This is a genomic window from Marinobacterium sp. YM272 (genome assembly GCF_050908845.1).
Lineage (GTDB): Bacteria > Pseudomonadota > Gammaproteobacteria > Pseudomonadales > Balneatricaceae > Marinobacterium_D.
This window is the reverse complement of sequence record NZ_CP194171.1, coordinates 4,037,313-4,063,818: the sequence shown is the minus strand read 5'-3', so window position 1 is coordinate 4,063,818 and position 26,506 is coordinate 4,037,313. Positions and strand designations below refer to the sequence as shown.

The window sequence follows — 26,506 nt, the reverse complement described above, 5'->3', positions numbered from 1 at the left end:
ATAAATGAGTGGTATTCAGGTATTTAAAAGCATAGTTCTTAGCATCGTTGCGGCTGTGGCTATTCCGTCCGTATTGTCGCAGGTGACGTCTGCAGAGATTGAACTGAACGCAGTGGTGTTGGGCGTTACGTTTGTTATCGTACTGGCGGCGACACTGGTGTCTGCGCTGGGTAATTCTGCTGGCGCCACTGCGAAACCGCGTCCGCAGGCAGCACGTACCGAGCAGGTCGAGGATGACGAAGAGTCAGAAAACGACGGCCGCGAAGAGGGTACGGTCAAGTGGTTTAATGTCTCCAAGGGGTTCGGTTTTATCACCCGCTCCAACGGTGATGATGTGTTTGTACACTTCCGCAACATCCGTGGTCGCGGTCATCGTTCCCTGACCGAAGGTCAGCAGGTGCGATTCAACGTGCATCAGAGCGACAAAGGGCTGCAGGCGGAGGACGTATCGGTCGTTCGCGGCTGATCTGTCAGCAGCAGTAAAGAGGGGAGCCCGATGGCTCCCCTCTTTCGTTTCTGGCCTTAGCAGCCTTGGTCATCGAGCCACGCTGATGCAGTCAGGCGCTTCAGGCTTTCTGGATCACGCTGTTCAGCATCTGCTTGAACAGGTTGATCTCGGTATCGTCAAACTCGCTGAACACCTGGTTCTGCTCTTTTTCGGCCAGTACCCAGTATTCCCTGGCTCGCTCAGCCCCCGCTTCCGACAGCTCCAGCACCGGGCCGGACCGGGTGACCAGTCCCCCCATCTCCAGGTTGTCGGCTGCTTCAACCACCTCAGACCCCGGCAGGCTGGATTCTTTCTGCAGACGCTCCACACCGGAGGGGCCGAGCACGCTGAGCAGGATCAACAGGCGAGCTTCGCTGACACTGAGACCCAGCGCCTGCTGCTTGGGCAGATAGCTGCTCTGGTAGGCATTAACCGCCTGCAGCATCAGGTAGAGCAGGTTATTGGACAGGTTCTGCGCCAGCGCACTGCCCGCGGTGCTCGTGGCGGGCGGGTTTTTCTCCACTCTGGGATGCGGCAGGGCGACGGAATAGGCGCCCTGATGATAGAGCAGCGGAGCGCGGCCGAGGTCGTCGAAATCGAGTACCCGTCCGATCAGGATCCAGTGATCACCGGCTTCGACAAACTCATGCAGGGCGCAGTGAAAGCGCGCCGCACAGCTCTCCAGCAGCGGCGAACCGCCTGGGCCCTCGGTATACTGGATCAGCGCAAACTTGTCGTCCTGGGGGCGGGCGAAATGGTTCGACAGATCCAGCTGGTCGGCAGCCAGCACATTGACGGCAAAGTGCCCCGCTTCGCGGATCACCTCCAGGCTGTCGGCGGAACGCTTGTCCAGACTCCAGAGTATCAGTGGTGGATCCAGCGAGACGGAGTTGAAGCTGTTCACCGTCAGGCCTATCCGTTCGCCGGCCGGATTCTGGGCGGTGACGATGGTGATGCCGGTAGCGAAATTGCCGAGAGCACGGCGGAAGGCATGGGGGTCCAGTGTGTCGGTCATCGGCTCACTCCTGTTGGGAAGGGGCGTCAAAGAGGTTAGGATGCAGGTCCGGCCTAATTGCCGGACGTCTTTATGAACCATAGCACCCATGGACGAGATGTCTCCACGGAGGACTGCTTTTGAAATCGACATTGAACCGTTTGAGTATCGCTTTCGTCGCCCTGATGACGCCGTGGACCGCCTCCGCCGCGGATTCTGCAGCGGCCTGTGCCGAGCAGACCCTGGGCCGCTTTGCCGGCGCCACACTTGAATACCAGGTGAACTGGAAAGGGTTTTCGCTGGAGAGTACCCGTTCACTGGACAAGCTGGATGACGGAGTCTGGCAGGCCAGCAACAACAGCAGCCTGCTGTTCATGTCTATCGACGAAGAGAGCCGCTTCAAACTCCAGGATGCCAGCCTTTATCCCCAGGATTACCGCTACGAGCGCAAGGGGTTAAGCAAAAAGAACAATCTACATCTCAGCTTTGAAAATGCGGGCAAGTACCAGGTCTACTCCCCCCGCGGAGATGACGAAATCGCTTACCAGGGCGCCATCTATGACCTGTTGAGCCATCAGATGCAGATCCGCATCGACCTGGCCTGCAAGCCGCCCCGGGATGATTATCAGTACCCCGTGGCGCGGCGAAAGGGGATCAGTGACTACAACTACCGCTATGTCGGTGAGCAGAGTGTGGAAACGCCGGCCGGCAGCTTTGAGGCGGTGCTGCTGGAGCGCGGCGAGGAGGGCGATAAAATGGACCGTATCTGGCTGGCGCCGGAACTGGGCTATCTGATCGTGCGTCTGATACACCAGGAGGATGATGACGAGCCGGCGGAGCTGCTGCTGACCCGCCGGCCCGGTTAATCGGCTGTAGCTGCTGCCCGGGCCGGTTCAGCTGCCCAGCAGCAGCGCGGCGGCGATGCCCCAGGTCATCGCCCAGATAGCGCCATCCAGCACTTTCCAGGCCAGCGGTTTGCGAAACAGCGGCGCCATCCAGCGGGCGCCGGCGCAGATGCCGGTAAACCAGATCGCTGAAAAACAGACCGCTCCGACACCGAACCAGAGTTTCAGATTGGCGTCGTACTGACCGCCGATGCTGCCGATCAGTACCACCGTATCGATCCACGCGTGTGGGTTCAGCAGGGTGACGGCCGCAGTCATCAGCAGGGCACCCTTGAGACTCGAGATCTCACGGCCGCCGGTTTCCATCACCTCATCGCGGAATACCCGCTGCGCAGCGCCAAAGCCAAACCAGAGCAGAAACAGTGCGCCTCCCCAGCGGGCCAGCTCGGAGAGCAGGTCAGACTGGCTGATCAGTACGCCCAGCCCGGCAACCCCGGCGGTAATCAGCAGCGCATCGAAGAAGATGCACAGCAGCGCTATGGGCCAGTGAAACTGGCGCCTGAGGCTTTGTGTCAGCACAAAGGCGTTCTGTGCGCCGATCGCCATAATCAAACCGGCGGACGTGGCCAGTCCCTTGCCCCAGGCAAGCCATTCCAAGCTCATTACCGGCAGCATTTCCCCTCCAAAAAACTGATTCGTGGTTGCTGGCGCCATGTTGCGGTCTGACCCTATGTAAGTAAAACTAATGTTTTTAATAACTCATTAGATAAATTAATAATGTTGGATTCCCGGCAACTGGCCGCGCTGGCGGCGGTAATCGATGAGGGCAGTTTCGAGCGCGCGGCGCGGCAGCTGCATGTGACCCAGTCCGCCGTGTCTCAACGGGTCAAACAGCTGGAGGAGCGTCTCGGGCAGGTGTTGGTGGTGCGCTCGACGCCGGTACGGGCTACCGAGACGGGACTGCAGGTGCTGAAACACTATCGCCAGGTTGCCCTGCTTGAGCAGGAGCTGCTCGGCGCCCTGGCGCAGCGCGACGAGCGCGGTTACACCCGGGTCTCCATTGGCGTCAACGCCGACAGTCTCGAATCCTGGTTTGCCGATGCGATGGCACGCCTGGTGGAGCGGGAACGGTTGCTGATGAACCTGAAAGTGGATGACCAGGATGCCACTCAGCAACTGCTTAAAGATGGCGAGGTGGTGGGCTGCGTCACATCCGAGGGCCGCGCCATGCCCGGCTGTGTCAGTGTGCCGCTGGGGGTGATGGTGTACCGCTGTCTGGCGACGCCCGCATACATTGAGACCTACTTTGCCGACGGGATCACGGGTGAGGGATTTCGCCGGGCGCCGGTGGCCGAGTTCAGCCACAAGGATCAGCTACAGAACCGCTATCTTGAGCAGTTCTTTGGCGTAAAGCCCCACGAGTACCCGCGTCACCGGGTTCCCTCGCTCTATGGTTTCAACGGCATCGTCGAACGCGGTCTGGCCTGCGGTATGATTCCGGACCAGCTCGGCAGGGAGATGCTGGAGCGGGGAAAAGTGGTGGATATGAGGCCGGGGTATTACATCGCGGTGCCGCTGTACTGGCACGCCTGGAACCTGGGATCGAAACTGATCCGGCAGATCACCGATGAACTGGTTCGCAGCGCCGCCGAGACGCTGGAACCGATGGCGCAGCACCCGGGGCTGGGTTAATCAAAACACGCGGATCAGCCCAGTCCGATCTTGATCCCCAGGGCAACCATGGCGCCGCCGAGAAAACGCTCCAGCTTGCTTTTTACCCGCATCAGCCAGGTTCTGATTGCCGGCGTTCCCAGCAGCGCCAGTACCAGCATGAACCAGCTGATTTCAGCCAGCGCCGGTGTCGCCACGTAGAGCAGCTTGGTCGCCAGGGACTGATCCGGCGACAGTACCTGGGAGAAGATCGCCAGAAAGAACACCAGCACCTTGGGGTTGAACAGGCTGATCAGCAGCCCGGCCAGGAAGGGGGAGCCGCCCGGCTGCGGTTCCACCCTGTCCTGGGGCGGCTGACGATGGAACAGCTGCCAGCCACCGAGAATGATCAGGTAACCCGCGCCGAGCCAGCGGATCGCTTCAAAGGCAGCGGGTGAGTTCTGGATCAGCGCGCTGATACCGAGCAGCGTCAGGGTGCCATGGATCATCAGTGCCGTGGCCAGTCCGCAGACCGTCAGCAGGCCGGTGCGGCGGGATCCGTTCAGGGTGTTACGCAGCACCACGGCGAAATTCGCCCCCGGTACCATGGCGCCACCGACAGTGATTCCCAGAAAAAGCAGCCAGTCCAACATCCCGTTCTCGCATAATCTGAAGTGATGCGGGCCAGTCTATTGGCTCAAAAGCAGTGCTTCCAATCGTGCTTTTTCATTTGGGTTATAACAAAAAGTGATGACGTGGCGGCGGTCTGAATGGCGTGCCTATACAGCGCGTCAGCGGGAGAAGGGGGAGTCGATCAGTGCCCGGTGCAGCCGTTCACGCAGATAACGGTGGGCCGGGTCATGCTGCTGGCGCCGGTGCCAGAGCAGGTAATACTGCACCGGCTCCAGCTTCAGCGGCAGGGGGCGCAGTACCAGGCCGAAATCCGGGGCGATATTGGCCGCCATGTGTGCCGGTAGTGTCAGCAGGGCATCGCTGTTGGCGGTGAACGCCAGCGCCGCCTGAATAAAGGGTACGCTGGTGCGGATACGTCGACGCATACCCTGCCCGGCCAGCGCCTCGTCCACCGCGCGGTTTTTGTCGCCGCCGCCGCTGATGCTGATATGGTCCGCCGCGGTGTAGGCATCCATATCCAGAGGTCCCGAGGCCAGCGGATGATCCCGGCGCATCAGGCAGGTCCAGTGGTCCGAGCCGACGGCCCGGCCATGAATATCATCGGGTACCCGGTCCAGCAGACAGGCCGCCATATCCAGGCGTCCTTCACGAAGATCGCCCACCATACCCGGCTCCCAGAGGCGAAAATGCAGCCGCAGACCGGGCACTTCCTGCATCAGCTCACCCACCAGCTCAGGCAGAATTCGCTCGGCGATATAGTCGGTGATGGCGATATTGAAGCGCCCGCGGAAGGTCTCGGCGTTGAAGTTGCCAGGGGTGAAAAACGCCTCCAGTGGCTGCAGAACCCCGGGCAGCTGCTGCTTCAGCTCTTCGCCACGGGGTGTCAGCTGCATCTGGTTGCCCACCCGCACCAGCAAGGGATCGGCGAACAGCTCGCGCAGCTGTGCCAGACTGCGGCTGATCGCCGGCTGGGTCAGGTTCAGGTTGCGGGCCGCCTGACTGACGCTGCGCTGCTCCAGCAGTTGCTGCAACACCAGCAGCAGGTTCAGGTTGATGCGCGATAGATCCATAGTCTTAAGCGACCTGTCCCCCGGTAACAGACTTATCCCCGATAACTGCGGCCAGTATATCGCCGCCCTGTCAGGATTGCGCGCCGGAGCGGCGACGCGCAATCCTCAGGTTGCGCAGGCGCACGCCGGCAATGGCCGAGCCGGCGACGATCAGCAGGCAGGCGATCAACAGTCTTGGTGTGGCCTGTGCCTCGCCGGCGGCGATCAGCAGCAGCGTGGAGATCAGCGGTGCCGCGTAGGCCAGAGTGCCGAGCAGCTGGATATTGCCCTTCTTGACGCCGATATCCCAGGTCAGAAACGCGATACCCACAGGCCCTAATCCCAGGCCGACAATACCGATCCACTGTAGCGCACGCTCCGGCCAGACGGTCTGCTCAAACAGTAGATGGCAGACCAGGCCCAGCAGCGCCGTGCCGGCACAGAACCAGCCCACCGTATCCGTGGGTACATGCGCGTGACGGCGGCTCAGCACCGAATAGCTGGACCAGATCAGCGAACAGGCGCCGGCAGCCAGGTAGCCGGCGCTGTATTCGCTGCTGAAGCCCGATTCACCCTTGAGCAGCAGCATGGCACTGCCACCGGCGGCCAGCAGTGCGCCGACAATATGGGCAAGGCGCAGCTGCTCGCCGGGTAAAAGTGCAGAGAGCAGCACGATCAGCAGGGGCCAGAGGTAGGCGATCAGCCCGGCCTCCGCCGCCGGTGCGTTGGCGAGGGCGATAAAGTAGAACAGGTGATAACAGAACAGCCCGCCGATACCCAGCAGCCAGACCGGCAGCGGCTGGCGCAGAAAGCGCGCACCACTCTCGCCGCGCAGCCACCAGCGTGTCTGCATCAGCAGCCAGGCCAGGGTGAAGGTCATCGTCAGGAGCTGAAAAGGAGGAATCTGCGCATCGGTCCAGCGGGTCATCAGGGCCAGAGTACCCCAGAGCAGGATAGAGATGCTGCCGATCAGCGTGGCATTGTGGGTTTTCATGCGCTTTTCCGGTCCGATTGAAACAGGCTGTTATGTTAGCCCCGGGCGCAGCGACGGTCTTTGCCGATCTGGCAGTATTGTTTGTGCAAATGGGGCGTGTAAGCAGCGAGCCCAGTGGCAAGTGACTTCCGGCCCTGTTGGCTGATCGCCGTTGTTTGTCCGGTATAACCTGTAGCGCTTTTCCGGAATGGGACAGCCGAGTAACATTTCCTGTGCCAACCAAGGCAGTGTGGGATCCGGAAGGCTTCAGCGGTGTAAATCTGTTAAACGAGAGCGTATATGAACGTAATGATCGATCTCTGCGTCATCCCCATGGGCGTGGGTGTTTCTGTATCCGAGTATGTCACCGCCTGCCAGCGGGTACTTGAGGATGCCGGGCTAGAACATCAGTTACATGCCTACGGCACCAACATAGAGGGTGAGTGGGATGAGGTGATGGCGGCGGTGAAGCGCTGTCACGAAGTCATGCATGAAATGGGTGCGCCACGCGTAAGTTCGTCCATGCGTTTAGGCACCCGGACTGATCGCGAACAGAGTATCGAGGATAAAATTCAGAGCGTTACATCCAAGCTGGCAGCGGATTGAGCGCTAGCCCTGCGTATTTGACCACCAGGCCTCCGATACCCGCGTATCAAGCTGCTGCAGCGGGATCGGCTTGCCGATCGTTGGTGTAACCAATCCAAACGAACGGTTACGACTGGCTTCGGTAATACGCTCGAACGGTTCCTGCCAAGGGTGTTTGGCGAGGGCATATTTGCCCACATGGGATGGCAGCAGGAATTGGGCACCCAGCTCTTCGGCAGCCAGGGCGGCTTGTTCCGGCGTCATGTGAATGTTGGCCCAACGGTCGTCGTATTGCCCCTGATCCAGGGCGGCCAGGTCAAAGCGCTCGAACTTGTTGCCCAGCTCGGTGAAGTGAGGCCCGTAGCCGCTGTCACCACTGAACAGCAGGCGATAGCTCGGTGATTCCACGATGAAGCCGGCCCAAAGCGTCTGGCGGCGTTTCAGGGCGCGCCCCGAGTAGTGGCGGGCCGGAATGACATGGATTTTCAGATCGCCGTCCAGGCCGAACTCGTCATACCAGTCACCCTCGGTGATCCGCGCCGAATCAAATCCCCAGCCCTGCAGATAAGCGCCAACGCCCAGTGGGGTGATCACTTCCGATACCCGGCTCTGCAACGCGGTGAGGCTGGGATAATCCAGGTGGTCCCAGTGGTCGTGGGTAATCAGCAGATAGTCGATCGCTGGAAAATCTTCAACGGTGTAGGGAGTTGTGCCCTGAAAAGCGGGGATCATGCCCGGTACGGGAGCGGCGTTGGGGCCAAATACCGGATCGATCAGAAAGCGTTTACCCGCCAGTTGCAGGTAGAAAGAGGAGTGCCCCAACCAGATCAAAAGATCCTCAGCGGGATCCAGTGAGCGGATATCGACCTTGACCGAAGGCAGTGCGTTATCTGGCGCGAGGCCGGCAGAACTCGAGGTCAGATTCTTCCATACCACCGACGCAAAAGACTCCTCGCCGGTAAAAATCGGCGTCTCGATCTGATTGCGGAACTCACCATCCACGTAGTTGGGTGAAGATTGAATCTTGCCAAGATGATCGCCATCCGGCAGGCGCCCGAATTTGGGGTGTTGCATGTAGGCGAATATGGCAGATGCCGCAATAATCAGAAATCCAGCCAACCAGAACATAAGCGTCTTGATGCGTTGCCTCAGTGTTTTAGTGGAGTGGGTCGACACCTGTTTGTACCTTTAGTCCGCAGGCGGAGGGTTGTATCAGCCGGTCATTGCCATCCGCGGCTATCCCGGCCAAAGCCGCGATTCGTCAACGGCTTCATGAGCTGATCTGAGTATTAAAACAGTAGCAAGGTAATCGGGCGTACAACGATTCTTCATATTTCTTGCCTGATACGCGCAAACGCCTTCTACTTTTGCACAGGCTGGCAAAAAAGATCTTCAGTGACAGCGTCGAAAATGGCTTGGCGCAACGCCAAAATGGCGCCGGAAGCGGTCGCTGAACGCGGCGAGGCTCAGGTAGCCGCACTGCTCGGCGATAGCCTGGATGCTAAGGCGCGTCTCCAGCAGTAGCTGACGGGCGTTATTCATGCGCAGCCGCAACAGGTACTCCGATGGAGAGCAGTCGAGCTGACGCTGGAACAGCGTATGCAGCTGGCGCCGGCTGAGGTGGGCGATGGCACAGAGCTGTTCCAGTTTGACCGGGTTGCTGAACTGCTCGTCAAGGTAGGTTTTGGCGAGCAGCAGGCGACGGTCTATCGCTGCTGCCTGGCTTTCATTCTGCTCAGAAAGCAGGTCGACCAGCAGGGCACAGCTGGAGCGCGCAACCGTTGCGCCGAGAGTGCCGCTGTTCAGCAGCCGCGCGAGAAAGCCTGCGTATTCGAGTGCAGGGTGCTGCAGGGGCAGGAACGCAGGCAGAGCTTCCAGACGCTCGCAGTCGGCCGAAGGCAGGTCAGCTACAAGGAAGGCGTTACGGCCGCGGGCCTGAAAGCAGTGCTCCTCGCCGCTGTGGATAACCGCAGCGCGATGTGCAGCTACCTGGCCGCCGCGTCCGCCGATCTCGATCTCCAGCGCACCACTGACCGGCAGCACCAGCTGAGAGTAACCGTGGGAATGGCGGTCGATATCGGCGCTGTAACTGCGCAGCTCCAGTTGCGGGCTCATCGGTTCAGGCTTGTGGCTTGTCGCTGTTTGAGGCGGCGTCATCGGCCTGCGCCTCGGCGGCTTTACGCGCTGCTTCCGCCTGGCGCCAGGCGTGCATCTCCTCGTAGTAGGTGTCCCAGACGCAGGGGCTGCATTCGCTCTCGCAGCACTCACCGTCCATCGGCGGGGTGGGTTTCTCTAACATCGCTTGCTCCGCTGTTGGTGCTTGGCTATCGCTGGCTAGTTTAACGCGATTGGCCCTGAGATTTCTTGGTACGCGCGGTGGCGACCGCCTCCAGTGGGTTGTCGGGCCAGGGATGTTTGGGATAGCGGCCTTTCATCTCCTTTTTCACCTCCGCGTAACTGTTCTGCCAGAACCCCTCAAGATCCTGGGTGACCTGCAGCGGGCGTCTTGCCGGCGACAGCAGATGCAGCTTCAGTGCGACGCCAAAACCGATGGTCGGTGTGCGGGTGCAGCCGAACATCTCCTGCAGTTTTACCGCCAGTACCGGCGGATCCTCAGAGTAGTCGATGCGTAGCCGGGCACCGGAGGGCACGCGGATCCGTTCCGGGGCCAGTTCATCGAGCTGCGGTGGCAGCGGCCAGGGCAGCTGCTCCTTGAGAATCGAATCCAGGTCGAGCTTGGCGAAGTGGTTGATATGGCTGACCGGGTCCAGGTAGGGGGCCAGCCAATCGTCCAGTGTGTCGAGCAGTGCCCTGTCCGACAGATCCGGCCAGTCTCCGTTCGGATCCTGGCGGTGACAGAAGGCAACCCGCTGGCGCCACAGCTGCAGTTCATCGCTCCAAGGCAGCAGGGCAAGTCCGCGTTTTCGTACCAGGCTGGTCAATGCGGCGCTGCGCGCCTCGGGGGAGGGCGTAGCCAGCGGTTCTGCATCCAGCACCAGCTGGCCGACTCGGCGCTGTTTCTCGGCGATCAGACGTTCATCCCGTTCGCTCCACTCCACCAGCTCCCGGCTGGCAACCAGTGACGCCAGTTGATGATCGAAGAGCGCAGGATCAAGCGGGGCCGCCAGTCTGATTCGGTCAATGGCATCGCCGCTGCGGCTGCTGAGTTCAGCGACCACCAGCCAGCGCTCACGGGCCAGGCGGTCGGTGTTGTCAAGCTCGGCACCGCGACCGGCGGCGAGGCGGTAGGCGTTGCCACCGGCGCGGCGGTTCTGGGCTATCCGGTCCGGGTAGGCGCAGGCCAGCAGAAAACCGATCCAGCGCGGGTGCGCCGGCTCGCTGACCTGTTGTTCAATGCTGATCTGCCTGGCCTGGTTGTGAAACTGTTTGGCGAGCTGGCGGAAACGCTGGCGCTGCGCTTTCGATCCCGGCCCTTCGCCGCGCAGCCAATCCAGACGCAGTGACAGGTCGGCCCGGTTGTCACGCAGCGGGTCGCGCTCACTGAGGATCGCGGCGATATCAGCAGCCAGTGTCAGCAGGCCGCTCTTTGCCCCGATCAGCAGCAGGTGAGCCAGGCGCGGATGAGAGGGCAGGCCCGCCATCGCCTGGCCATGTTCGGTCAGGCGGTGGCGGCCGTTATCCAGGGTTTCGACAGCGCCGAGGCGCATGAGCAGGTCCATCCCCTGCTGCCAGGCGGCTCTTGGCGGGGCGTCGAGCCAATTCAGTTCGTCTGGATCTTCACAGCCCCAGTGCATCAGTTGCAGTGCCAGCGGTGCCAGGTCGGCCTGCTGAATCTCCGGGGGAGTAAAGGCGGCAAGCTGCTCCTGTTGTCCTTCAGACCAGAGCCGGTAACAACAGCCGGGGCCCAGGCGTCCCGCGCGCCCGGCTCTTTGTGTTGCGGCAGCGTTGGAGACCCTAGTAGTGTGCAGCCGGGTCATGCCGGATGCGGGATCAAAGCGGGCCAGGCGGGAAAGCCCGGAATCGATCACGGTATCTATGCCTTCGATGGTCAGGCTGGTCTCGGCCACGGCTGTGGATAACACGATCTTGCGCTGTCCCACCGGTGCCGGCTCGATGGCGCGTCGCTGCTGCTCCAGCGACAGCTCGCCGTAGAGCGGAGCAAGCAGCAGGTCGGGATTTGCTGCAAACCGGGTTTCCAGCTCCTGCTGCACGCGGCGTATCTCGCCCTGGCCGGGCAGGAACACCAGCAGGCTGCCGCTTCGCTCCGCGATGGCCTGCTCGATAACCCTCACGACACGGGGTTCTATCCACTCACCGGGTTCGGCGGTGCCGGTATAGATCAGGTCTACGGGGTAGCTGCGCCCTTCGGAGCGTACGATCGGGGCACCGTTCAGCATCTCTGAGATGCTGCCGCCATCCAGGGTTGCCGACATTACCAGCAGTTTCAGGGGCGGGTCGTCACGCAGCAGCTCGCGGCCCTGCAGGGTAAGCGCCAGGCCGAGATCGGCATCCAGGCTACGCTCATGGAATTCGTCAAAGATAACCAGTCCGATGCCATCAAGGCCCGGGTCGGACTGCAGCATCCGCGTCAGCACCCCTTCGGTGACCACCTCGATACGGGTGTTCGGACCGATACGGTTATCCAGCCTGACACGGTAGCCAACGGTCTCTCCGGGTTTTTCGCCCAACTGGCGCGCCAGCTGTTCGGCGGCGGCGCGGGCGGCCAGGCGTCGGGGTTCCAGCATGATGATCTTCTGCCCGGCCAGCCAGGGCTGATCCAGCAGAGCCAGCGGTACGCGGGTGGTTTTACCGGCGCCGGGGGGCGCTTCAAGCACAACTTCGTTGCGCCCATTAAGGGCGTCGACAAGCGCCGGCAGGATTGAATCGATCGGCAGTGAATCCATCTATAGCTATATGCGTTATGACTGTACATGAGTGTAATTAAGCGCAAATACTACCTGAAATAGCCTTTACACGGTGGGGAGATGCCCCGCCTGGGGAGTCAAGATGCGAGAACAGGGCAACGGCCGCCACTACGGACGCCATCAGGCGCTGCTGAATGCGCTGCAATCGGTGGCGCTGATCCTGTTTATGGGTGGTTTCATGGCGCTGCTGGGCTGGCTGTTGTGGGGGGGCAGTGGCGTCATCATGCTGCTGACGCTTGGCATGGTGACGACGCTGTTCAACCCGGCTCTCTCGCCCCGCTGGGTGATGAAACTGTACGGCGCAAAGCCGCTGTCGGACGGGCAGGCGCCCGCCCTGGGCGAGCTGAAAGCCTGGCTGTGCCAGCGTGCCGGGCTGGATAAGCCGCCCGAGCTTTACCTGATTCCGAGTCGGGTGATCAATGCGTTCTCGGTGGGATCTTCCGGGCGCTCGGTGGTGGCGCTCAGTGATGCCTTGTTACGCCAGCTTAGTCTCCGGGAACTGGCCGGCGTGCTGGCCCATGAAGTCAGCCATATCCGCCATAACGATCTCTGGGTATTGGGCTTGGCGGATCTGTTCAGCCGTCTGGCCAGCCTGATGGCGTTTGTGGGGCAGGTGTTACTGCTGATGAACCTGCCGCTTCTGTTGATGGGGATGGTGACGATCGACTGGGGCCTGATTCTTCTGCTGGTGATCGCGCCGCTGGTCAGTGCGCTGGCGCAACTGGCGCTGTCCCGCACCCGTGAATATGCTGCCGATCTGAATGCCGCCCGTCTTACGGGGGACCCGCGTGGTCTGGCGGCGGCACTTGAGAAGATCGAGCAGGCGCAGGGCGGCTGGGTTGAGCACATCCTGACGCCGGGCCGGCGGGTGCCCGATCCTTCGCTGCTGCGGACCCATCCTCGCACGGAGGAGCGGGTGGAGCGCCTGCTGGAACTCGACAAGGAGCTGGAGCTTGAGGATCGCCTGCCACTGGAGCAGCTGCTACACCAGTTCGATCACCCTGAAGTGACCCGGCAGCCAAAGCGTCGTTTCCTCGGTACCTGGTGGTAGATTTTCAGCGCTGTTTTCTCCACACCAGCAGCCGGTTGTTGGCCGGCATGGTGTTGTCCGCTTCCAGGCTGAGGCCTGCCTGCCTGGCGAGATCGCGCACCTCTTCAAAATCCCGTATTCCGCGCGCCGGATCAAACTGCTTGAGCCAGAGGTCGAAGCGGGCGTTGCTGTCGCTGGTGAAGCGGCCTGCATAGTTGAACGGACCGTACTGGCAGAACACACCACCCTCGGGCAGCAGCTCGCCGATCCGGCTGATCATCTCGATAACCGCCGGCCAGGGCATGATATGGGTCGTATTGGCGGTAAAGACGGCGTCGAAACCGCCGGGCCAGTCCGGCTGGGTCACATCCAGCTCGATGGGGGGATGCAGGTTGCCAAGCCCCGCCTCTTCGAGCCAGAGCAAAATGCCCTGATGATTCTCTGCCAGATCGCTGGTCTGCCAGCGCAGGTGCGGGAGCTGCGCGGCAAAGTGCACCGCGTGCTGGCCGGTGCCGCTGCCTATCTCCAGCACCGAGCTGCAGTCACTGAACGCATCGCGCAGCACTTCGAGGATCGGCTCCTTGTTGTTCTCGCAGGCGGGGGAGAAGGGTTTGTCCGCGTTAGTCATTAGATTTGTCCTTTATCCAATCAGCCAGCGTACCCGTAGCGTTCTGGTTCAGGGGGCTTCTGCCTACTGTTGGTGCGTGAGTGACTGGTTTTGGTGCTTATTGATCGCTGCTTACGCGTCTGGCGAGACGACTGATCATCATCTGATTTCTATTAATGCCCATTAAATCAAAGAATTTAATTCTGTGCCGTTTTGCACCTTTCGCGGCAAGGGTTTTGCATAGGTTTTTCTATCGGATGCTCGGAGCAGGATAGGATTTTTTAAATCCAAGTTGTAGTCACCCGACCAACAGCCTCGATAGAGCACCTCACTGATCAATCTGCTAATCCTTGGAAGGTAGGGCAATGAACTTTACTCTTAAGCAGCTTAGATACTTTGTCCTGGCTGGTGAGCACAGCAGTGTAACCAAAGCGGCAGAGCTGATGTACGTTTCCCAGCCCTCGATCTCATCGGCCATTCACCACCTGGAGGATGTGACCGGCCTGCAGTTGTTTATCCGCCATCACGCCCAGGGGCTTACGCTAACGTCTCAGGGATGGCAGTTTTTCCGCAAGGCAAAAAGCCTCCTGAAAGAGGCGGATGAACTGGCACAGTTTGCCAATAGTCTGGGCAAGGACGTCAGTGGCAACCTGAACCTGGTCGGCTTTCCCACCTTCACCTCTTTGATGATGCCGAGCATCCTGAAGCAGTTTGTCGAGCGCTACCCGGAGGTGGATGTTCACTGTGATGAAATGCATCAGCGTGATCTGATTCAAGGCCTGCTCAACAGTGACTACGAACTGGCGATTACCTACGACATGGAGCTGCCTGGTTCCATAGAGTTTCTGCCGTTGATGTCCCTGCCGCCCTATGCCGTGGTGTGTCGGGATCATCCTCTGGCCGAACGGGGCAGGGTTTCACTGAAAGAGTTGGCGGACCTGCCCATGGTGATGCTGGATTGGCCCATGAGCCGCGAATACTTCAGCTCTCTGTTTTTAAGTCAGAACCTGGCGCCGAACTGTGCGTATAAGGCGCACTCACTGGGGATGGTCCGGGGAATGGTCGCTAACGGTTTTGGCTACTCGCTCTTCAATACACCCGCTGTTAGCAATATCGCCCTGGATGGTTCGGAGTTTGTTGCACTTGAGCTTGAAGAGGAGCTGATGCCTCTGAAAATGGGCGTCGCCAGATTGGCGCAGCAGCGACTGACACCGGCCGGTAACGCCTTCATTGAAATGCTGCAAAGTTACGCAGATCAGCTTCTTGGCGGAAGCGGTATGGAGGCCAAGAAACTGGCGTCCTGATTCAGTGACGATGAGCTAGACAAAAAGCACCTCACAAAAGGTGCTTTTTTCGTTTCAGGCCTCAGCGTTAAATTCGCCGCAATGGCGTGAGTTATCTGCTGCCTGCACCTGCGCCGGGACCTGCATACTCGTTCTCAGCTATGAGACATCGAGGTCTTCGCTTTAAATGCTGGCGAATTCGGACAGGCGGAATAAAAAAGGGAGCCGTCAATGGGCTCCCGAAGGGGTGATAGATCAGAAGGTGCGTGAGACCGTCACCACCAGGGTGTTATCGTTGCGGAACAGACCACTGTTGGTCTCCTCTGCCTTGTCGATGCTGTTGAAAATGTAGGCGGCGGACAGATCAAGCCCGGCTACGCTGCCCGACAGTCCGATAGAGTAGTCTTCGTAGTCTTCGATATCCGCCTTGCCCCAGTAATCACCAAAGCTGTGGCCGGCATGCAGGTCCAGGCTGATGCCTTTCGGCAGCGGCTGGCTGTAGGCAACGGCGATATACTGCCCGGACTCACCGGTGTTGAAGTAATCGTCGGCGTATCCGTAGCTGAGGCTGGCATTGCCGTAGTAGAGGCTCATATTCAGCTGGCCGTAGTCGCCGTCATAGGCGTCATAGCCCGGGTAGCTGTACCAGGCCAGGTTGACGTCGTAGCTCAGATCATCGGTGAGGCTGTTGCCATAACCGACGTAGTAATCGATTTCCAGGTTGGCATCGTCGCCGAAATCCACGTTGCTGCCCCAGATACCGGCGTAGATGCCGTTATCGAACGCAACATCCAGACTGCCCTGGACCGCGGCATCTCCAGCCGTTTGGGAGATGCCATTGAAGCGGTAGTCATTGGTGAAACTGATGGTGCCAGAAGTTTCTGCTGCGTAGAGCTGAGTGACGGTCAGTGCGCTGACCAGACCAAACAGTACTTTTTTCATTTACTACATACTCCTGAAGTGCAATATCGTCTTTTAGGGTTTTTTTGCGTTTCGCAGTACCAGGGGCGCGAATGAGTTCCCTCTAACCCGGGCAGCCAGGGTGCGCCCGGGTTAGGGGAGCCGCCAAACAGGGATTCAGCGGCGGGGCACTTTGTCGTTATTGGTAAATCAGGCTTGCTTTCTGTCTGCGTAAACAGCTGTATGGCGAGCTGTGGGCCCGGCATACCGGCAGTGAACGCCGTTCATGGCCTGCTTATTCGTCGCCAGGTACGCCGTAGCTTTCAGCGTTGTCCGGGTCCAAAGCCCGCGTGATGTAAGCCTGCATCTGCGGCTGGTAGTTCTGCCAGACCATGCGCAGCTCGCTGATCGGCTCTATGTGCCAGTCAACGCGGAGGTCGACCACCGGCCACTTCGGCTCGGCACACATCAACAGACCCGCCGAATGAACGGGACCCAGTTCACCGCCAGCGGCGAGACCCGCTTCCAGCGCCTGTAGCAGGCGTTCAGCCAGATGGCCTTTGCTGGCTTCAAACGCCTCAACCATCGCGGCGGGTACGCCTTCATTTGCCAGCAGGTTACCCATGGCAATACAGTTGTTACCCACGGCTGTGGCGTGCAGGCCCAGGGCCTTTTCACCACTGAAAGTGGCACCGGCACCCTGGTTGTTGAGGATGCCCAGCTGGCGCCAACTAACGTCGCTATCTGCTTCGCCCAGCGCGGCAATAACCTGCTCCGGCGTTTTGCCTTCGGCCAACAGCTCAAGCCCCAGAGGACCCAGGTCCGGGTTGGTCACGTTCTGGGTCAGGGCGACACCGGTACCGCTTCCCACAAAGGCGCAACGGCTGGTGACGCAGATGCTGGAAGAGCTGATGGCGCAGCCCAGCATGCCTGTCTCCGGACAGAATCCGGCTACGGAAAAAGTCATGGTTGCTCCTTATTCGTCGTCAGGGATAACCGCAATCACGTCAATCTCCATCAGCCATTCGGGCTGAGCGAGGCCGGCGACCACCAGGCCGGTTGAGATCGGGAAAACACCTTTGAGCCATGCACCGACTTCACGGTAGACCGGCTCACGGAAGCGCGGGTCGGTGATGTAGGTGGTGGTTTTAACAATGTGGGACAGGTCGGAACCCGCCTCTTCGAGCAGTTGCTTGACGTTTTTCATCGCCTGCTCGGCCTGGGCGCGAGGGTCACCAAGACCCACCAGGTTACCGTTAAAATCGGTACCGACCTGGCCTCTGACATAGATCGTGTTACCCGCTTTAACCGCCTGGCACAGGTCGTTGTCCAGGGTCTGGTTAGGGTAGGTTTCCTTGGTGTTGAACATGCGAATTCGAGTGTGTGTAGGCATCGGCATTCTCTCGGCTTACTAGGGGTGACAGGTGAAACAATGCGGCGGGCCTTTCGGCCCGCCGCCTACACTCAGCGCTGTTCAGTCTGGCGCTCGGAGGCGTCCTGATATTCCAGGTACTTGCGCTGTGTCGCGATGTGGTCGGCGACGTGCTTGGCATCGTGCCAGACACCCCAGATGAAGGTGGAGCCGCGGCGGGACAGCCAGGGCAGACCAATGAAGTAAATGCCAGGTTCGGTGGAAACACCGCGCTGGTGCTGAGGCTTGCCGTTTTCATCGAAGGCATTTACCTGCAGCCAGCTATAGTCAACGCTGAAACCGGTGGCCCAGATAATGGTCTTGATACCGGCTTCGGCCAGGTTCAGATCCAGAATCGGGTTGGTCATGCATTCCGGGTCCGGCAGCATGCGACGGGCTTCCGGTTCTTCCGGCAGATCCAGGCCGTTGCGCTCGATGTAGGCATCGGCAGCATCCAGCAGAGCGAGGTAGTTCTCGTCGCCGCGGTTAACATTTTCCACCAGGTTCGGTGCAAAGGTAGCGACGCCGTTGTCGAACTTCTCGGTCAGGCCGACCAGTTTGATGCCCTGGGCGCCGAGCTCACGGAAATCGACGGTGCCTTTTTCACCATGGGCACCGGTAACGGCGATGGTGACATGCTCGGTACCGGGCTTCATCGCTTCCAAATCCCAGAGGCCCAGTACACCCAGCCACCAGACGAAGTCACGGTTACGGTAAGAGCGCGGCGGGCGGTCATGGGCACCGACAGACAGGTACACATCCTTGCCGGCACGGTTCAATTCGTCGGCAATCTGCACGCCAGAAGAGCCGGCACCGACCACCAGTACGCCACCTTCGGGCAGCTGCTCAGGATTGCGGTAGTTGGCAGAGTGGAGCTGTGTGATCTGCTCGTCTTTGGGAGCGATCGGCGGAATAGACGGCTTTTGGAACGGTCCGGTCGCCGCGACAACGCGGTTGGCCTGAATCACGCCTTCGGAGGTCTCTACGGTAAAACCGGGACGATCCGTGTTGCGGATGACCTGTTTTACTTCTACACCGGTGCGAATAGGCGCTTCGAATTTCTTCGCATATTCGACAAAGTAATCGGCAACCTTCTCTTTGGGAACGAAATCATCCGGGCCGAAACCGCTGAACTCCAATCCGGGAAAGCGGTCATGCCAGGCCGGGCCGTTCGCGACCAGGGAGTCCCAGCGTGCGGTGCGCCAGCGCTCCGCGATGCGGTTTCTCTCAAGTACCAGGTGCGGCACGCCCAGTTTGCTGAGGTGTTCACTCATAGCTACGCCGGCCTGACCAGCGCCTACAACCAGTGTATCGATCTCTGTTTTTGTAGCTGTCATTTCTGCATCCTGTGTTGCGATTCGGGCCTTCATGGAAAGGGGCGGTTCAGTGAGGTGGGCCAGACGTCCAAAGGGGGCAGGCTTGCTTACTGAGTTGGTTTCAAGCCTAGGGGATGGGTTTGTATTGTTAAAATATTATTAATTTAACGATAGCATTAGAAAAACAAATTTAGATCCTGGATATAGGATTAAGGGGGCGTGCCTGGCCGATTGCTCGGTCTGGGGTTATCCATGGAAAGGAATATTTGATCCCCTGGGGGCAGCTGAATTTGTTTTTCATATGCTATAAATCAAGCCGTGGTCCGGCGGCAGGTGCGGGCAAATGCAATACAACAATAAGAGATAATACCGATGCGATTTACCCTGAAGCAGCTTCACTATTTTGTCGCAGCGGGCGACCTCAATAGCGTGACCCAGGCAGCGGAAGCACTTCATGTGTCACAGCCGTCCATCTCCTCCGCGATATTGCATCTGGAGGAGGAGACCGGGCTGCAGTTGTTCGTTCGGCATCATGCCCAGGGCCTGTCGTTAACCTCGCCGGGGCGTCGTTTCATGCGCAAAGCGAAACAGTTGCTCGCCGATGCCGAGGGGCTGGCTAGTTATGCCCATTCGCTGGGTGAAGAGGTGTCGGGCTCGATCAAGATAGCGGGTTTCCCCACCTTCGCGCCGATACTATTGCCCGGGCTGATCAAGCGCTTTCAGGCAAATTACCCGGCTGCCCGGGTACAGTGTGATGAGATTCATCAGAAAGATATTATTCACGGACTTGCGACCGGCAAGTATGAGCTGGCGCTCACCTATGATCTGCAACTGCCCGCCGATGTCGAATTCCATCCCCTGATCGAGTTCCCCCCTTATGCGGTGCTGGGCGTTGATCATCCCCTGGCGGATCAGGCTGAAGTGTCGCTGAAACAGCTGTCCGAGTACCCCATGGTCCTGCTTGACTGGCCGATGAGCCGCGAATACTTCTTTTCACTGTTTCTCAGCCTGGAGCTGGAACCCAATTACGCCTACGAAGCTCAGTCATTGGCGATGGTTCGTGGACTGGTGGGCAACGGCTTTGGCTACTCACTGGCGAATACACCCATGGCCAATAACCTGGCGCTGGATGGTACCGAGCTCAGGCAGGTGCCGTTGAAAGAGAAGCTAAGGCCGCTGCGTATGGGGGTGGCACGCCTCTCCGACCTGCGCCTGACCCCTGTCGCTGAAGCCTTTATCAAGCAGATAGAAGCTCAGGCACAGGAAATGTCCGACGCAGTTTTTGCCATGGATACACAGGCTAACGCCTGAAAATGTCAGGGCCGGAGACGGCCGACATGCCTGGGGCAGGCTCAGGCCAGCAGTATTTGAAAAACTGATGCAAACGGTAAATTAATAGTATTTTACAAATATTGGTGCCCTTCTTAGGCTGGATTGTACGGTTTCTCGAGCCGCGGGTTCGAGGTTTTAGTCCTGTCTAAAACTGATGCCACAGCGCATCCAGAAGTGAAATGAACGCCAATAAAAAGAAATGTATTAAGACGGTTCTGAATTGCGAGCAGCTTGCGGCGGATGAGTTTGGCGCCCTGTTGGGCTTTACCGCAGTGAGAGAGCTGAAGTCCGGGGTACGAGTCAACCTGGCCGATCAGCCCGACCATCTGACGATTTTGTTGGAGGGGGAGTGCCAGTTTGAGCATGAAGGGCAGAACGCACGGCTGCTAGGACCTGTTCTCTGCAGTGAGATTGAGCTGCTTTACCGGTCGGCCAAGCCGACGGGGTGGCTTGCCGCCAGGAGCGACGCAACGTTGATGCTGTTGGATCTGGTCGCGTTGCGAAAGTGGCTGGAGTGCTCCGGCCCAGCGGCGGCGGTAGTTCTGCAGTTGATGAAACTGGCGGCCAAGCGCGAGGAGGCGCTTGCGCTTTCTGCCAACAACGTTAATACGCGGCGCGAGAAAGATCTTCTGGGTGAGCGGGATGTGCCCTGCAGTGCCTACTATGGGGTGCAGACCCTGCGTGCGATGGAGAACTTCTCTATCACCGATATCCAGCTGCAGCACTTTCCACGTCTGGTCGTGGCGCTGGCAATGGTTAAAAAGGCCGCAGCGCGGGCCAACTGCAAGCTGGATCTGCTCGACGAACAGCGCGCCAACGCAATCAGCCAGGCGTGCGATGAGATCATTGCCGGCCAATGGCATGAACACTTTGTTGTGGACGTGATTCAGGGAGGTGCCGGCACCTCAACCAACATGAACGCCAATGAGGTGATTGCCAACCGGGCGCTCGAGCTGATGGGTTATGCCAAAGGCGAGTATCAACACCTGCACCCCAACAACCACGTCAACCTGTCCCAGTCCACCAATGATGTCTACCCCAGCGCGATCCGACTGGGCATTCTGCTCAGCCACGATGAATACGTGAAAGCGCTGTCTGGACTCTGCTATGAACTCAAGCAGAAGGCGGTGGAGTTTTCCGATGTGGTGAAGATGGGACGCACGCAGTTGCAGGATGCCGTGCCGATCACCCTGGGCCAGGAGTTCGACGCCTGGTACGCGACGCTGAAAGAGGATATCGAGGAAGCCAAGGATGTGGTGGAGTTCTTCCGCGAGATCAACCTGGGTGCTACCGCCATCGGCACCGGTATCAACAGCGATCCGGAGTACTCCAGTCTGGCAATAGAGGAACTGTCCAATATTTCCGGCAGAGAACTGGTCCGGGCCCGTAACCTGATCGAAGCGACCTCAGACATGGGGGCCTTCGTGACCTTTTCCAGCGTGCTGAAGCGCAACGCGGTCAAACTCTCCAAGATGTGTAATGACCTGCGCCTGCTCTCCAGTGGACCGCGCGCGGGCCTGCAGGAGATCAACCTGCCACCGATGCAGCCTGGCAGCTCAATCATGCCGGGCAAGGTGAACCCGGTGATCCCTGAGATGGTGAACCAGGTGGCGTTCCAGGTGATCGGCAACGACATCACCGTGACCCTTGCTGCTGAAGCGGGTCAGTTGCAGCTGAATGTGATGGAACCGGTGCTGGCGTTCAATGTTCTGCAGTCACTGCGGCTGCAGATCCGCGCGATTAACAGGCTTTCCGCCAGCTGTATTCACGGTATCACGGCAAACCGTGAACGCTGTCTTGAACTTGTTAATAACAGTATTGGCATCATCACTGCGCTCAACCCCTATATTGGATATGACAATGCCAGCCGAATCGCCAAACAGGCGGTGACCACCGGCGAAAGCGTGCGCAATCTGGTCCTGGCTGAAGGGCTGCTGAGTGCAAGCGAATTAGACGACGTGCTTAGCGTTGACAATATGACCGCTCCGCGACGCATGCGGAAGCAGGCAGAAATCAGTAAGGCCGTCTAACACGGCAGCCAACGGAGTAATTTATGACTGTACAGACCAAAGAATACTGGCTCGCCAAACAACAGCAGATCGAGCTCAAAACCCAGGCTTTCGTTGACGGTAAATTCGTCAGTGCCAGTAACGGCGAAACCTACGATACCTTTAACCCGGCGACCGGCGAGTTGCTGGCTAGCACAGCTGCTTGCAGTGCTGCCGATGTGGATAGCGCCGTGGCTTCAGCCCGTCGTGCGTTCGACTCCGGTGAGTGGTCCGAAGCCGCTCCGGCGCAGCGCAAGGCTGTGATCAAAAAACTGGCTGCACTGATCCTTGAGAATGTTGAAGAGCTGGCGCTGCTGGAAAGCCTTAACGTGGGCAAGCCGGTACAAGATACCCTGAACCTGGATATTCCAGGCTCCGCTGCCTGCTTTGAATGGTATGCCGAGGCCGTCGATAAGCTATACGGTGAAGTGGCGCCGACCGATGGCAACAACATTGCTACCATCACCCGTGAGCCGATCGGTGTCGTTGCCGCTATCATCCCCTGGAACTTCCCGCTTGATATCGCTGCCTGGAAGCTGGCACCAGCACTGATCGCGGGCAACTCCGTGATCCTGAAGCCGGCTGAACAGTCGCCGCTGACTGCGCTGCGCCTGGCCGAGCTGGCGAAAGAGGCAGGCCTGCCGGATGGTGTACTGAACGTGGTGACCGGTTATGGACAGGTTGTCGGCAAGGCGCTTGGCCTGCACAACGACGTGGACTGCCTGACCTTCACCGGCTCCACCGGCGTAGCCAAGCTGCTGATGGGCTACTCGGCAGAATCCAACATGAAGCCGGTGTGGCCGGAAACCGGCGGCAAGAGCCCGAACCTGATCTTCGCCGACTGCGATCTGGACGCCGCGGTGGAGAACGCCGCCATGGGTATCTTCTTTAACCAGGGCGAAGTGTGCTCCGCCAACTCCCGTATACTGGTTGAGAGCAGCATCAAGGATCAGTTTATCGACAAGCTGATCACCAAGGCACGTTCAATGAAAGTGGGTGATCCGCTCGAGGCTGATACCCAGGTTGGTGCGCTGATCGACAGCAACCATGCCCGTCGGGTACGCGGTTTTATTGCCCAGGCTGAAGAGCAGGGCGCCAAGATCCTGACCGGCGGCGTCGGTGATGAAGCCACCAACTATGTTGCGCCGACCATCGTTGATGGCGTAACACCGGATATGACCATTGCCCGTGACGAAGTGTTCGGTCCGGTTGTGGCGGTGATCACCTTCGACAGTGACGAAGAAGCGGTGGCTATCGCCAACGATTCCATCTACGGCCTGGCGGCATCTGTCTGGACCGAAAGCCTGAATCGTGCCCACCGCGTCGCGCGTAAACTCAAGGCCGGTACCGTGTCCGTCAACACCATGGATGCACTGGACTTCTGCACGCCGTTCGGTGGCTACAAGCAGTCCGGCTTCGGCCGTGACCTGTCTCTGCATGCCCTGGACAAGTTTACCCAGCTCAAGACCACCTGGATCAAACTGGGTTGATCCAATCGGGACCACTGGAACTCTCCGGTGGTCCCTTGTCCCGCACTCACACTCCGGCCATCTTTTCGTTATCGACTAAGGCTTACTGAAATAGGCCGCGTCCCCTCTGAACACTTCCTTCCCATAGCACCCGTTCACGCAATCAGTCTTTATGATTGGTTTGGCCCAGAGTGCTGAGAGCGTATTTCAATGGCCCTAGGTTTTGCTGCATACAGAGAGAAGCATGAAGGCACTTACGGTAGAGCTTGGATAAGTTCACCAACAGGCTTGTCATTGGGCGTTCACTATTGGTCATTAGTCTGCTTCCGGTTAAATAACCTGAAGTAGGAAATGGTGTGAATAAACGTCTACCCATTGAACCCCTCCTGGACCCTGAGGTGGAGATCCGCGATGTGGAGTTTGGCCGGTACAATGAAATTGGTGCTCGCTGCAAAGTGGTCAACACCAGCCTCGGTGATTACTCCTACATCGGTGACGACTCTGATGTAATCAACACGCGGATTGGACGATTCTGCTCCATCGCTGCTCATACTCGCCTGAACCCGGGTAATCATCCGGTTGAAAAAGCGGCCATGCATCATTTTACCTATCGCAGTTCACTTTATGGATTTGGTGACGACGATGAGAGCTTTTTCCAGTGGCGCCGAGATCAGCCAGTATCCATTGGACACGATGTATGGATCGGCCACGGAGCTGTTGTGCTTGCCGGTGTAAGTGTGGGCAATGGTGCCGTTATCGCGGCGGGTGCCGTGGTGTCCAGGGACGTGGCTCCCTACACGATTGTCGGTGGTGTGCCCGCAAAGCCGATTCGCAAACGGTTTAGTGATTCTGTCATCGACGGATTTGAACGTCTGGCCTGGTGGGACTGGTCCCATGAGCGTCTGGCTGAGTCATTGGCTGACTTCCGCTCACTGCCTGGTGAGGCCTTCTTGGCAAAGTATTTAGACTGACATTCAGTTGTAAGAAAGGCGCAATTTTTTCGCAACCAAACAAACATATCTAGACAACCTACGTGTCATAAAGCCCCTCTAGGATTGCGGCATGCGATTACATGAGGGGCGATTCATGCCAGCCATCCAAATTACCAACCTGCAGAAATCCTTTGGTGATGCTCGGGTTCTCAAGTCTATTTCCCTGAGCGTTGAAGAGGGGGAGATGGTCGCTCTTATCGGCTCTTCCGGTTCAGGTAAGTCTACGCTGATGCGTCACCTGTCCTGCCTGACAATGGCCGACAAAGGCAGTAACTCCCAGATCGAAGTCCTGGGCGTTCCGGTCCAACAGAAGGGCCGAGCCTGTAAGGATATCCGTCGCACCCGGGCGCGTGTAGGCAACATCTTCCAGCAATTCAATCTCGTCAATCGGCTCAGTGTTCTGACCAACGTCCTTATCGGTGGTCTCAGTCGCGTACCGGTATGGCGCAGCATGCTGGGCTGGTTTACCCGCGAAGAAAAGCTTGAGGCGCTGCAGGCGCTGGAGCTGGTGGGTTTGCGAGAGCATGCCTTGAAACGCGCTTCAGAACTCTCCGGCGGTCAGCAGCAGCGTGTCGCCATTGCCCGGGCATTGATGCAGAAGGCTGAAGTGATTCTGGCCGACGAGCCCATCGCTTCTCTAGACCCGGAATCCTCCCGCTTGGTGATGGAAACCCTGGAGCGGATCAACCGAGAGTTGGGCATTACCGTCGTTGTTACCCTGCACCAAGTTGATTACGCACAAAAATACTGCCGTCGCGCGATAGCGCTGCAAGGCGGCGAGATCTTTTTCGATGGACCGATTACTGCCCTGGACGGGCAGATGCTCAGTCGCCTTTATGGCACTCAGATGAGCCCGGAGCCCGCGTCCGATCCGGTCGCAGCTTCCTCTGCAAGCCCTGCTTACCAACTTAACCCTGCTTAAAAAACGAGTTTAGGAGCCTTTGATGAAACTCAAGAAGCTGTTCTCTGGAATTACCGCCGGCCTTGCTTTTACCGCTGCGCTAACCGGTACCCAGGTTGCCCAGGCCGAGGAGATGAAAGAGCTGAACTTCGGCATCATCTCTACCGAATCTTCCCAGAACCTGCGCACCGTGTGGGAGCCGTTCCTGGCCGATATGTCTGAAGATCTGGGTATGGAAGTGAAGCCGTTCTTCGCATCCGATTACGCAGGCATTATCCAGGCGATGCGTTTCGACAAGGTTGATGTGGCCTGGTACGGAAACAAGTCTGCTATGGAAGCGGTAGATCGTGCCGGTGGCGAGATCTTCGCCCAGACCGTCGATGTGTCCGGCAACCCGGGATACTGGAGCCTGCTGATCGCGCAGAAGGATAACGATGCGCTCAACAATGTGGATGACATGCTGGCACAGGCCGACAATCTGGCTTTCGGTAACGGTGACCCGAACTCCACCTCTGGCTTCCTGGTACCGGGTTACTACGTTTTCGCCAAGAATGGTGTTGAGCCGAAAAAAGCGTTCAAGCGTGTAACTAACGCCAGCCACGAATCCAACTTCCTTGCCGTGGCTAACGGTCAGGTAGATGTGGCCACCAACAACACCGAGAACCTGGCCCGCATCAAGGTCACTCACCCGGACAAATATGACCAAGTAAAAGTGATCTGGAAATCTCCGCTGATCCCGTCCGACCCGATCGTATGGCGCACCAATCTCGAGGAGAGCGCTAAGTCCAAGATTTACGACTTCTTCATGACCTACGGCACTACCGGTGATGCTGAAGAGCTGGCGGTTCTTGAAGGCCTGCAGTGGGCTCCGTTCAAGGCTTCCAGCAATGATCAGCTGCTGCCGATCCGTCAATTGGCGCTGTTCAAGAAGCGTGCTTCCATCGCCAACGATGAAAAACTTTCTGCCAAGGACAAAGAGACTCAGCTGCGTGAAATTGACGACCAGCTGGCGGTCCTTAACCGTCGTATGAATGCTCTGGAAGCAGCATCTGCTAACTGATCTTCCAGCCTGACCGGCACCCATCGTGGTGCCGGTTATTTCGTTCACTGTTAGC

General features: G+C 58.7%; 26 protein-coding genes. 12 read left to right on the top strand and 14 right to left on the bottom strand.

Annotation, left to right across the window (positions count from 1 at the left end; translation table 11 throughout):
* Nucleotides 1-4: 4 nt before the first annotated feature.
* On the top strand, nt 5-466 hold the full coding sequence (locus tag ACQUQP_RS18160; protein ID WP_432696445.1) for a cold-shock protein: 462 nt from the start codon (nt 5-7) through the stop codon (nt 464-466).
* 100 nt (nt 467-566) lie between these two features.
* Here ACQUQP_RS18160 and ACQUQP_RS18155 read toward each other — a convergent pair whose 3' ends face one another.
* Nucleotides 567-1,502, bottom strand: coding sequence for a p-hydroxyphenylacetate 3-hydroxylase reductase component (locus ACQUQP_RS18155; protein ID WP_432696444.1), 936 nt, complete (start codon nt 1,500-1,502; stop codon nt 567-569).
* Between the two features lie 119 nt (nt 1,503-1,621).
* On the opposite strand from ACQUQP_RS18155, the gene ACQUQP_RS18150 reads away from it, so the two are divergent.
* Complete coding sequence (locus tag ACQUQP_RS18150) at nt 1,622-2,347, top strand: DUF3108 domain-containing protein (protein ID WP_432696443.1); 726 nt, start codon at nt 1,622-1,624, stop codon at nt 2,345-2,347.
* 27 nt (nt 2,348-2,374) lie between these two features.
* Here the strand turns inward: ACQUQP_RS18150 and ACQUQP_RS18145 are convergent, their stop codons facing one another.
* The gene (locus ACQUQP_RS18145) at nt 2,375-2,989 is read right to left on the bottom strand and encodes a LysE/ArgO family amino acid transporter (RefSeq protein WP_432696442.1); all 615 of its coding nucleotides are present in this window, start codon (nt 2,987-2,989) and stop codon (nt 2,375-2,377) included.
* A 114-nt stretch (nt 2,990-3,103) separates the two neighbouring features.
* Between ACQUQP_RS18145 and ACQUQP_RS18140 the strand changes: the two genes are divergently transcribed.
* The gene (locus tag ACQUQP_RS18140) at nt 3,104-4,018 is read left to right on the top strand and encodes a LysR family transcriptional regulator ArgP (protein WP_432696441.1); all 915 of its coding nucleotides are present in this window, start codon (nt 3,104-3,106) and stop codon (nt 4,016-4,018) included.
* A 14-nt stretch (nt 4,019-4,032) separates the two neighbouring features.
* Here ACQUQP_RS18140 and ACQUQP_RS18135 read toward each other — a convergent pair whose 3' ends face one another.
* From ACQUQP_RS18135 to yddG, 3 genes are all read right to left on the bottom strand, one after another.
* Nucleotides 4,033-4,629, bottom strand: a complete 597-nt coding sequence (locus ACQUQP_RS18135; RefSeq protein ID WP_432696440.1) for a LysE family transporter — start codon at nt 4,627-4,629, stop codon at nt 4,033-4,035.
* Nucleotides 4,630-4,767: 138 nt separating this feature from the next.
* Nucleotides 4,768-5,679, bottom strand: coding sequence for a LysR family transcriptional regulator (locus ACQUQP_RS18130; RefSeq protein ID WP_432696439.1), 912 nt, complete (start codon nt 5,677-5,679; stop codon nt 4,768-4,770).
* Nucleotides 5,680-5,749: 70 nt separating this feature from the next.
* Complete coding sequence (gene yddG / locus ACQUQP_RS18125; protein WP_432696438.1) at nt 5,750-6,652, bottom strand: aromatic amino acid exporter YddG; 903 nt, start codon at nt 6,650-6,652, stop codon at nt 5,750-5,752.
* Nucleotides 6,653-6,931: 279 nt separating this feature from the next.
* On the opposite strand from yddG, the gene ACQUQP_RS18120 reads away from it, so the two are divergent.
* Nucleotides 6,932-7,237: an MTH1187 family thiamine-binding protein gene (locus ACQUQP_RS18120; protein WP_432696437.1), complete on the top strand. Its 306-nt coding sequence runs from the start codon at nt 6,932-6,934 to the stop codon at nt 7,235-7,237.
* A gap of 3 nt (nt 7,238-7,240) precedes the next feature.
* On the opposite strand, the gene ACQUQP_RS18115 is transcribed toward ACQUQP_RS18120, so the two are convergent.
* The 4 genes from ACQUQP_RS18115 to hrpB all read right to left on the bottom strand — a co-directional run bounded on the left by ACQUQP_RS18115 (nt 7,241) and on the right by hrpB (nt 12,081).
* Nucleotides 7,241-8,392 carry an MBL fold metallo-hydrolase gene (locus ACQUQP_RS18115; RefSeq protein WP_432696436.1) on the bottom strand — a complete coding sequence of 384 codons (1,152 nt, stop codon included), beginning with the start codon at nt 8,390-8,392 and terminating at the stop codon, nt 7,241-7,243.
* A 216-nt stretch (nt 8,393-8,608) separates the two neighbouring features.
* Nucleotides 8,609-9,331: a helix-turn-helix domain-containing protein gene (locus ACQUQP_RS18110; protein WP_432696435.1), complete on the bottom strand. Its 723-nt coding sequence runs from the start codon at nt 9,329-9,331 to the stop codon at nt 8,609-8,611.
* Nucleotides 9,332-9,335: 4 nt separating this feature from the next.
* On the bottom strand, nt 9,336-9,515 hold the full coding sequence (locus tag ACQUQP_RS18105; protein ID WP_432696434.1) for an oxidoreductase-like domain-containing protein: 180 nt from the start codon (nt 9,513-9,515) through the stop codon (nt 9,336-9,338).
* Between the two features lie 40 nt (nt 9,516-9,555).
* Nucleotides 9,556-12,081 carry an ATP-dependent helicase HrpB gene (gene hrpB, locus ACQUQP_RS18100; protein WP_432696433.1) on the bottom strand — a complete coding sequence of 842 codons (2,526 nt, stop codon included), beginning with the start codon at nt 12,079-12,081 and terminating at the stop codon, nt 9,556-9,558.
* A 103-nt stretch (nt 12,082-12,184) separates the two neighbouring features.
* Here hrpB and ACQUQP_RS18095 point away from each other — a divergent pair, with 103 nt between their 5' ends.
* Nucleotides 12,185-13,153 carry a zinc metalloprotease HtpX gene (locus tag ACQUQP_RS18095; protein WP_432696432.1) on the top strand — a complete coding sequence of 323 codons (969 nt, stop codon included), beginning with the start codon at nt 12,185-12,187 and terminating at the stop codon, nt 13,151-13,153.
* Between the two features lie 4 nt (nt 13,154-13,157).
* Here ACQUQP_RS18095 and ACQUQP_RS18090 read toward each other — a convergent pair whose 3' ends face one another.
* Entirely contained in the window at nt 13,158-13,760 is a 603-nt protein-coding gene (locus tag ACQUQP_RS18090; RefSeq protein WP_432696431.1) for a DUF938 domain-containing protein, read from the bottom strand.
* Between the two features lie 344 nt (nt 13,761-14,104).
* On the opposite strand from ACQUQP_RS18090, the gene ACQUQP_RS18085 reads away from it, so the two are divergent.
* Complete coding sequence (locus tag ACQUQP_RS18085) at nt 14,105-15,043, top strand: LysR family transcriptional regulator (protein WP_432696430.1); 939 nt, start codon at nt 14,105-14,107, stop codon at nt 15,041-15,043.
* Nucleotides 15,044-15,277: 234 nt separating this feature from the next.
* On the opposite strand, the gene ACQUQP_RS18080 is transcribed toward ACQUQP_RS18085, so the two are convergent.
* The 4 genes from ACQUQP_RS18080 to ACQUQP_RS18065 form a co-directional block, all read right to left on the bottom strand.
* A complete protein-coding gene (locus tag ACQUQP_RS18080; protein ID WP_432696429.1) occupies nt 15,278-15,964 on the bottom strand; it encodes a TorF family putative porin in 687 nt (228 codons plus the stop codon).
* Nucleotides 15,965-16,217: 253 nt separating this feature from the next.
* Nucleotides 16,218-16,889 carry a DUF1028 domain-containing protein gene (locus ACQUQP_RS18075; RefSeq protein WP_432696428.1) on the bottom strand — a complete coding sequence of 224 codons (672 nt, stop codon included), beginning with the start codon at nt 16,887-16,889 and terminating at the stop codon, nt 16,218-16,220.
* A gap of 9 nt (nt 16,890-16,898) precedes the next feature.
* Nucleotides 16,899-17,315: a RidA family protein gene (locus tag ACQUQP_RS18070; protein WP_432696427.1), complete on the bottom strand. Its 417-nt coding sequence runs from the start codon at nt 17,313-17,315 to the stop codon at nt 16,899-16,901.
* Between the two features lie 71 nt (nt 17,316-17,386).
* Complete coding sequence (locus ACQUQP_RS18065) at nt 17,387-18,670, bottom strand: flavin-containing monooxygenase (protein ID WP_432696426.1); 1,284 nt, start codon at nt 18,668-18,670, stop codon at nt 17,387-17,389.
* Between the two features lie 351 nt (nt 18,671-19,021).
* Here ACQUQP_RS18065 and ACQUQP_RS18060 point away from each other — a divergent pair, with 351 nt between their 5' ends.
* From ACQUQP_RS18060 to phnD, 6 genes are all read left to right on the top strand, one after another.
* Nucleotides 19,022-19,960, top strand: coding sequence for a LysR family transcriptional regulator (locus ACQUQP_RS18060; RefSeq protein ID WP_432696425.1), 939 nt, complete (start codon nt 19,022-19,024; stop codon nt 19,958-19,960).
* Between the two features lie 200 nt (nt 19,961-20,160).
* Nucleotides 20,161-22,011 (top strand): aspartate ammonia-lyase, encoded by a 1,851-nt coding sequence (aspA, locus tag ACQUQP_RS18055; RefSeq protein ID WP_432696424.1) that lies wholly within the window; start codon nt 20,161-20,163, stop codon nt 22,009-22,011.
* A 23-nt stretch (nt 22,012-22,034) separates the two neighbouring features.
* Nucleotides 22,035-23,519: an aldehyde dehydrogenase gene (locus ACQUQP_RS18050; RefSeq protein ID WP_432696423.1), complete on the top strand. Its 1,485-nt coding sequence runs from the start codon at nt 22,035-22,037 to the stop codon at nt 23,517-23,519.
* Nucleotides 23,520-23,854: 335 nt separating this feature from the next.
* Entirely contained in the window at nt 23,855-24,469 is a 615-nt protein-coding gene (locus tag ACQUQP_RS18045) for a DapH/DapD/GlmU-related protein (protein WP_432696422.1), read from the top strand.
* A gap of 115 nt (nt 24,470-24,584) precedes the next feature.
* Entirely contained in the window at nt 24,585-25,412 is an 828-nt protein-coding gene (phnC, locus tag ACQUQP_RS18040) for a phosphonate ABC transporter ATP-binding protein (RefSeq protein WP_432696421.1), read from the top strand.
* Nucleotides 25,413-25,434: 22 nt separating this feature from the next.
* A complete protein-coding gene (phnD, locus tag ACQUQP_RS18035; RefSeq protein WP_432696420.1) occupies nt 25,435-26,451 on the top strand; it encodes a phosphonate ABC transporter substrate-binding protein in 1,017 nt (338 codons plus the stop codon).
* The last annotated feature ends 55 nt before the right edge of the window (nt 26,452-26,506 follow it).